The sequence below is a fragment of the Pseudomonas avellanae BPIC 631 genome (assembly GCF_000444135.1).
GTDB lineage: Bacteria > Pseudomonadota > Gammaproteobacteria > Pseudomonadales > Pseudomonadaceae > Aquipseudomonas > Aquipseudomonas avellanae.
Window position 1 is genome coordinate 1 of record NZ_ATDK01000181.1, and the last position, 871, is coordinate 871.

1 protein-coding gene is annotated in these 871 nt (G+C 43.2%); it reads left to right on the forward strand.

The window, feature by feature from the left end:
• The first annotated feature begins 103 nt into the window (after window positions 1-103).
• Window positions 104-838: a TniQ family protein gene (locus tag DW49_RS0107610; RefSeq protein WP_268240035.1), complete on the forward strand. Its 735-nt coding sequence runs from the start codon at window positions 104-106 to the stop codon at window positions 836-838.
• The last annotated feature ends 33 nt before the right edge of the window (window positions 839-871 follow it).

An 871-nucleotide genomic window follows, 5' to 3' on the forward strand; every position in this document is an offset into this window, starting at 1 on the left:
TGTTTTCGAAAAAACCAGCTACTAACTAACGTAAAATTCAAATTTTATCAATAACTTAGGTTGCGGGACACGGGTAAATTATTTCGCAAACAGTACATTAGCTATTCAGCCTGAGGAGACGGTGCGTTCCTTTGTGGCAAGAACTCTTCTAATTAAAGGAAAAAATTCCTCCGAAGATGTATTTCGGAAGTTTCCCAGAAACAGCCTCTTTGGCGCGGATATCTTGTTAATCGCCGGAATGCACGGGTGGATTGGTTGCTACGGTTTCAACAAAATACTTCATAAACATACTGAGTACCCGTTAAGAGAAGTTTTTAAAAACATTCAAGATATTTCCTACTCTAGAGACGAATACATAAGTAGTTCAAGTGTCTATGGTTCCGATAGTACCGCGGCCGGGTTTTGCCCCGTTTGTGTTGCCGAAGATATTGAACGCTTAGGATTTTCCTTTTGGCGACGTGCTCACTGTTGTGAGCTGAAAGTCTGCGCTGAGCATAATGTAGAGTTAGTCAAACACTGCCCATACTGTGACAAGCCGTTCCGCCATGGTGGCCATGATCTGAATGTGATGTGGACTACCTGTGAGGGACAGCAGCTTAAAGATAGCTCAGTGATGTTGAACGCAGACCAATTTGAGCTGAAGAAAGCTCAATTCTTTGCAGAGATTCTGTCAGCCACCCATCACCTCTCTGAGGAGGCAGTTCTTGCGGTCTTGGATGAGAAAGTTCATCAAAATGAAAACCTAAAGCTTAGAATTTGGGACTCCAGATATAACCAGCCTCTAGTGTGCTGTCTCAAAAATAAATGCTCTGTAAAATCGTCTATGCTTGCTCGTTGATTACACCGTTGGAGGCGAAGAAATGAGCGCCCA